Source organism: Mesorhizobium sp. M7A.F.Ca.CA.002.05.1.1 (genome assembly GCF_003998335.1).
Classification (GTDB): Bacteria; Pseudomonadota; Alphaproteobacteria; order Rhizobiales; family Rhizobiaceae; genus Mesorhizobium.
The window spans coordinates 1-5764 of record NZ_RZQI01000349.1; the positions used below are offsets into that span (position 1 = coordinate 1).

Annotated in this window: 6 protein-coding genes; 3 read left to right on the forward strand and 3 right to left on the reverse strand. The window is 62.5% G+C overall.

What is annotated here, in order from left to right; genetic code table 11:
* Window positions 1–385: 385 nt before the first annotated feature.
* A complete protein-coding gene (locus EN939_RS18255; protein ID WP_127269125.1) occupies window positions 386–568 on the reverse strand; it encodes a hypothetical protein in 183 nt (60 codons plus the stop codon).
* 66 nt (window positions 569–634) lie between these two features.
* Here EN939_RS18255 and EN939_RS18260 point away from each other — a divergent pair, with 66 nt between their 5' ends.
* The 3 genes from EN939_RS18260 to EN939_RS18270 all read left to right on the forward strand — a co-directional run bounded on the left by EN939_RS18260 (window position 635) and on the right by EN939_RS18270 (window position 4001).
* Window positions 635–1669, forward strand: coding sequence for an extracellular solute-binding protein (locus EN939_RS18260; protein ID WP_127269126.1), 1035 nt, complete (start codon window positions 635–637; stop codon window positions 1667–1669).
* Window positions 1670–1757: 88 nt separating this feature from the next.
* Window positions 1758–3185: an amidase gene (locus EN939_RS18265; RefSeq protein WP_127269127.1), complete on the forward strand. Its 1428-nt coding sequence runs from the start codon at window positions 1758–1760 to the stop codon at window positions 3183–3185.
* A gap of 114 nt (window positions 3186–3299) precedes the next feature.
* Complete coding sequence (locus tag EN939_RS18270; protein ID WP_013531378.1) at window positions 3300–4001, forward strand: TetR/AcrR family transcriptional regulator; 702 nt, start codon at window positions 3300–3302, stop codon at window positions 3999–4001.
* 5 nt (window positions 4002–4006) lie between these two features.
* Here the strand turns inward: EN939_RS18270 and EN939_RS18275 are convergent, their stop codons facing one another.
* Window positions 4007–4765: an MBL fold metallo-hydrolase gene (locus EN939_RS18275; RefSeq protein WP_127269128.1), complete on the reverse strand. Its 759-nt coding sequence runs from the start codon at window positions 4763–4765 to the stop codon at window positions 4007–4009.
* 20 nt (window positions 4766–4785) lie between these two features.
* Window positions 4786–5764, reverse strand: a 979-nt coding sequence (locus EN939_RS18280) for an ABC transporter ATP-binding protein (RefSeq protein WP_164751059.1), incomplete at its 5' end; no start/stop codon positions are given.

Here is a 5764-nt window from a genome sequence, read left to right on the forward strand (position 1 = left end):
TCGCGGTCCTCTGAACATTGGCAACGACCACGAGGTTTCGGTCCTGCGCATCGCGGAATTCGTAAGATCGCTTGTCCCCGGCAGCCGCATCGAGCACCACCCTCCAGCTCCCCAGGATCCGACAAATCGGTGTCCGGACCTGACTTTGGCGAGGCATGTCCTTCCTGGCTGGGAAGCGAGGACGAGCTATCAGGAAGGCATCGGGCGCACCTTCGATTGGTTCCGCCAGCGAATTGCGGCCGCGAGCATTTCGGCCTCCACGGCCTGACGCGTCCGGTATCGCGGCTAAACCTCTTTCTGCCTGCTCACTCAGTCACCATCTCATCGGGCGCATCGTCAATCGCCGAGCAATGGCCGTACCCGCGGAAAGATATTGACTGTATGTTTAGTCATAGTTACTCCTGAGGTCGCGAATTGAGTTGGACAGCCGGCGCCAGCCGGTGAATGGCCACAATGAAGAGGGGAATATCTCGACCGCGATGCGGCTTGCCGTTGCCGGTGCGCCGCATGCCGCGAGTGCGATGTCGACGGCCGCTCTCGTGCCGTCGATCGGCATTGTCGCGGTCATCTTTTCGTCAGCAGGAAACGGACCTGAGGCCGTAACGCCGCCGGTCCAACAATGGGAGCATGCAGCATGAACTTGAAACTGACCGTGACGGCCATCGGCCTGTCGCTGCTGACTGTCACGGGCGTGGCCCGTGCCGACGGCGAGCTCAACATCTACAATTGGGGCAATTACACCAGCCCCGACCTGATCAAGAAGTTCGAGGAGACTTACAAGGTCAAGGTCACCGTCACCGACTATGATTCCAACGATACTGCCTTGGCCAAGGTCCGGCAGGGCGCCTCCGGCTATGACATCGTCGTGCCTTCGGCGAGCGTCGTGCCGGTCTGGATCAGCGAAGGTCTGCTCTTGGAGACCGATCCCAACAAGATGGAAAACTTCAAGAACGTCGATCCGAGGTGGGTCGATGTTCCATTCGATCCAGGCCGTAAATACACCGTTCCATGGCAGTGGGGCACGACCGGCATTTCGGTGAACAAGTCGGTCTATGCCGGCGATCCGAACACATCGGCGATCTTCCTCGACCCACCTCCCGAACTCGTCGGCAAGATCAATGTCGTACCCGAAATGGGTGACATCATGTTCCTCGCCATCGCTTACGAGGGTGGCAAATATTGCAGCAGCGACATGCAGATGCTGAAGAAGGTGCATGACAAGCTGGTGGAGGCGAAGGCGAGATGGCTTTCGCTCGACTATGCGGCCGTCGATGGCCTGGGCAGGGGCGACATCGCCGCGGGCGTCAACTGGAACGGCATATCGCTGCGCGAGCGGCTTGAGAACGACAAGATCGTCTATGGCTATCCCAAGGAAGGCTATCCGATCTGGATGGACAATGTCGCTGTCCTCAAGGACGCCAAGAATGTCGACAACGCCAAGCTGTTCCAGAACTTCATCATGGATCCGCAGAATGCGGCGCTGATCTCAGCCTTTGCGCGTTATTCGAACGGCATCAAGGGCTCGGAAGCCTTCATGCCCGACGACATGAAGACCGCGCCGGAAGTCAACATTCCCGCCGAGTTCGCCGCCAAGGGCCAATTCATGCTGGCCTGCCCGCCCGATGTGCAGGCGCTCTACACGAAGATCTGGACCGACCTGCAGAAATGACCTGACCAGGCTTTCCCGCGCCGCCGCACGCGGCGCGGTCATCTTCCGTCCATGCCAAACGCGATGCGCAGATCGCAGGAGACTTCCCATGACCGATCTCGACCTTTGCTACATGCCGGCCAGCGAGGCGCTGCGGCTGTTCAAGGCAAAGAAGCTTTCGCCCGTCGAACTGATGCAGGCCACCATCCGCCGCGCCGAAGCCACCAAAGCGACGATCAACTGCCTCACCTTCACGCATTTCGACGAGGCGATAGACCTGGCCAGGAAAGCCGAGGCAAAATACGCCAGGGGCGCCCGGACCGGGGCGCTCGAGGGCCTGCCGATCGGCATAAAGGACGAGAGCTACATCAAGGGCAAGCGGACCTCGCACGGCTCGCTGCTGTCCGGGGATGCTATCGGTGGCCATACCTCGACGATGAACGAGCGCATCATCAAGGCCGGAGGCATTGTCCATGCCCGCACGGCGACGCCTGAATTCAGCTGCGCCGGCTACACCTGGTCGAAACGCTGGGGCGTGACGCGCAATCCGTGGAACCCGGATTTCACGCCCGGTGGTTCGTCGGGAGGCTCCGCGGCGACGCTGGCATCCGGCACGTCGTCGATCGCCACCGGTTCGGACATTGCGGGATCGATCCGGATTCCCGCGTCGGCCTGCGGTCTTGTCGGCTTCAAGCCGCCTTACGGGCGCAATCCGGACGAGCCGCCATTCAACCTCGACTTCTACTGCCACACCGGACCGCTGGCGCGAAACGTCGGGGATGCGATCCTGCTGCAGAATGTGATGGCCGGACCAAGCCCGCTCGACATCGCCACGCTGCGCCCGAAACTGCGCCTGCCGCTCGAGTACAAGCCGATCAAGGGCTGGAAGATTGCTTTCTCGATGGACCTTGGTTCTTTCGAAGTCGACCCGGACGTGCGCAAGAACACGCTTGCCGCCTGCGATGTGTTCCGTTCGCTCGGCGCCACGGTCGAGGAAGTCGATCTGGGCTGGGGCGACGAAGTGCTCAGGGCGGGCATGGCCTATCTCGAGCATCTGTTCGGCGCATCGCTGTCGCAGCTGCTCAAGAAGCACGGCAAGGACATGACGAGCTATGCCAGGCAGTTCGCCGAGGACGGGCAAAAGTCGAAGGCGACGGACTTTGTCGGAACACTCGACGTGGCGGCCAGGATGTACCAGACGCTGGGGCCGCTGCTGGAGACCTACGATGTGCTGATCTGCCCGACCAACGCGCTTCCCTCCGTGCCGGCGGAGTTCGATCAGACCACGGGTACGGTCGAGATCAACGGTAAGCAGGTGAACCCGTCGTTGGGATGGGTGATGACGACGCCGTTCAACATGATGAGCCGTTGTCCGGTTCTGTCCATCCCTTCGGGTCGGGCGGCAAGCGGCGTGCCGACAGGCATCCAGATCGTCGGCCGCACCTATTGCGATGCCGATGTTTTCCGAGCGGCCATGGCCTATGAGACGGCCAACGGGCAGTGGTACACAAACGCCGAAACGCGTCCGTCGCTATAACAGGGCGATGCGGCTCTTGCCGCGGTTGGAGAGCCGACGCCGGACACCTCGAATAGACGAATCTGTGGTGGCGCCGGTGATCGCGCCAGAAGGTCCGAAAGGAGCTGGACGAAGATGGCGCAACAAAAGGCTGCGGCGGCAAAACGCAAAGGCGCTACGGCGAAGAATGGGCGTGCGGCAAACGATGCCGCGCCGCCCAAGGACCGTCGGCGCGAGCGCGGCGAAGCCAGCGTGCAGCGGATCATCGACGCCACCATCGAACTCATCGCGGAGGAGGGGCTGGCAAGCGTCACCATGCAGCGCATCGCCGAACATGTCGGCTCGTCCAATGCCCTGGTCGTCTTCCATTTCCGCAGCAAGGAGAACCTGTTTCGCGCCGTCCTGCAGTATCTCAGCGATCGATATGATGAGCTGTGGGTGACGTTGGTGCGGGCGCCCGGCCTGTCGCCGGTTGAGCGGGCTCTGGGCGCGGTCGATTGCGCGCAACGTTTCGCCCGCCAGCATCCGAAATGGGTTTCAGTTTTTGTCGTGTTTTCCAGCGACCGCAAGAGCATGCAGATCTACAACGAAATCGGCCTGCCGAGCGACCTTGCCTACACCGCCGAGGCGCGCGAGCTGCTGATCGAGATTTCGCGCAGTGGCGGTTATACCGGCGTCGACATCGATACGCTGTCGGAGAGCCTGAATTATCTGGTTCATGGCGCCTGGTATTGGGATCATCTCAATCCGTCCAGCCGTGACACCAACGTGCTGCGCAAGACCATGCTGCTCCTGCTGCATCAGGCGTTCCCCCGGCATTTCGAACTGATGCGCTAACTGCTTCAGGGCTGCCGCAGATGGCAGCCGGCCTGCCGCTTTTGCGCCAGATACTCGTCGACAAGCTGGCGGTAGCGTACCTTGCCGAAGCTTGGGAAATGCCCGCCATGCACGACTGAGACATGGAGGTCGCGCAGGCGCATCAGCGTCGCCATGTAGTCGGGAATGTCTGAGTGGTAGACGTCGTCGATCAGCGGGCCGTCATATATGATGTCGCCGGATAACAGGATGCCCGTCCTGTTTTCGTAGAGTGCGATGCCGCCGGGCGAATGGCCGGGCGTGTGGATCACCTCGAAGGCACGGTCGCCGAGATCGACGACATCGCCCTGGCCGAGCAAACGGCCGGCGGGCGCAGGCAGAATGCCGTAGCGCGCCGTGTCCCAGCCTTGCGGCATGCGATCGAACATCTCGTCGGTCGCATAGGTGCCGGCTGCCGTCCATTCATTGCGCGGATCGGCGAGGATGCCGGCCTCGGCGGCGTGCACGCAACGCTCGGGAAATTCGTGGTGGCAACCGATATGGTCGAAATGCGTGTGGCTGGCGACGCAAATCAGCTTGCGCTCGCTCACCAGCGGTACATGGCGCCGGAGGCTGAAATGGCCGAGGCCGGTGTCGAAGAGGAGATCGCGATCGCGACCGCGCACATGCCACATATTGCAGCGGAAGAACGGCTTTATCCACGGCTCGTGGATCAAGGTCACGCCATCGCTCATGCGGATGGTTTCGTACCAGTCGGGTGCCTCAATGAGCGGAAGTGTTGCCATGTTCAATCCGTCAGAAAAGCTCAGTCCGTCAGCAGAATAATCTGGTCGGTATTGCAGGAAATCGCGACCGTGTCGCCCGGCTGGACGGCCGCCGTCGCGGGCAATTTGGCGATGAAGTGAAGCGAGGGGTCCTCGATGGAAACCGCAAGCACGCGCTTGAAACTGCCCTGGAAGACCACGTCGCTCACTCTGGCCGCGCCGAGCCTGACACTGCCGCTGGCCTCGCCGAGGACAAGATGCTCCGGCCGTATGGCCAGCGCAACGGCGGAGCCCACCGGCAGCGCGCCGGGCAGCGAGACCGGCCCGACGGGCGTGGCGACGGTGCTTGTCCTCTCCTTCGCCTCCGTGACTGTGCCGGCAAGGATCGAGCTTTCGCCCATGAAGGTGGCGGAAAAGCGCGTCGCCGGCCTGTGATAGACGCGCTCGGGCGGGCCTTCGTCCTCGATGCGCCCGTCATTCATCACCACACAATGGTCGGCCAGCGCCATCGCTTCTTCCTGGTCGTGGGTGACGTGGATGAAGGCGGTGCCGACGCGCTTCTGGATCGCTTTCAACTCGTCCTGCATCTGCCGGCGTAATTTGAGATCGAGCGCGCCGAGCGGCTCGTCGAGCAGAAGCACCGCCGGCTCGATCACCAGCGCCCGCGCCAGCGCCACGCGCTGCCGCTGGCCGCCGGAAAGCTGATGCGGCTTCTTGTCGAAGGCGGAGGCGAGGCCGACCAGCGCAAGCGCTTCACGCGCCTTTGCCGCCCGGGTAGCGCCGTCGACGCCCTGCATGCGCAGGCCGAAGCCGACATTGCTGCCGACGCTCATATGCGGGAACAGCGCATAGTCCTGGAACACCGTCGTCGTCGGCCGCTTGGCCGGCGGCACCGAGGTGCAGTCCTCGCCACGGATGAACACCTTGCCTTCGCTGGGGGTGACGAAGCCGCCCAGAATGGAGAGCAGCGTCGTCTTGCCGGAGCCGGACGGCCCGAGCAGGATGGTGTAGCTGCCGGGC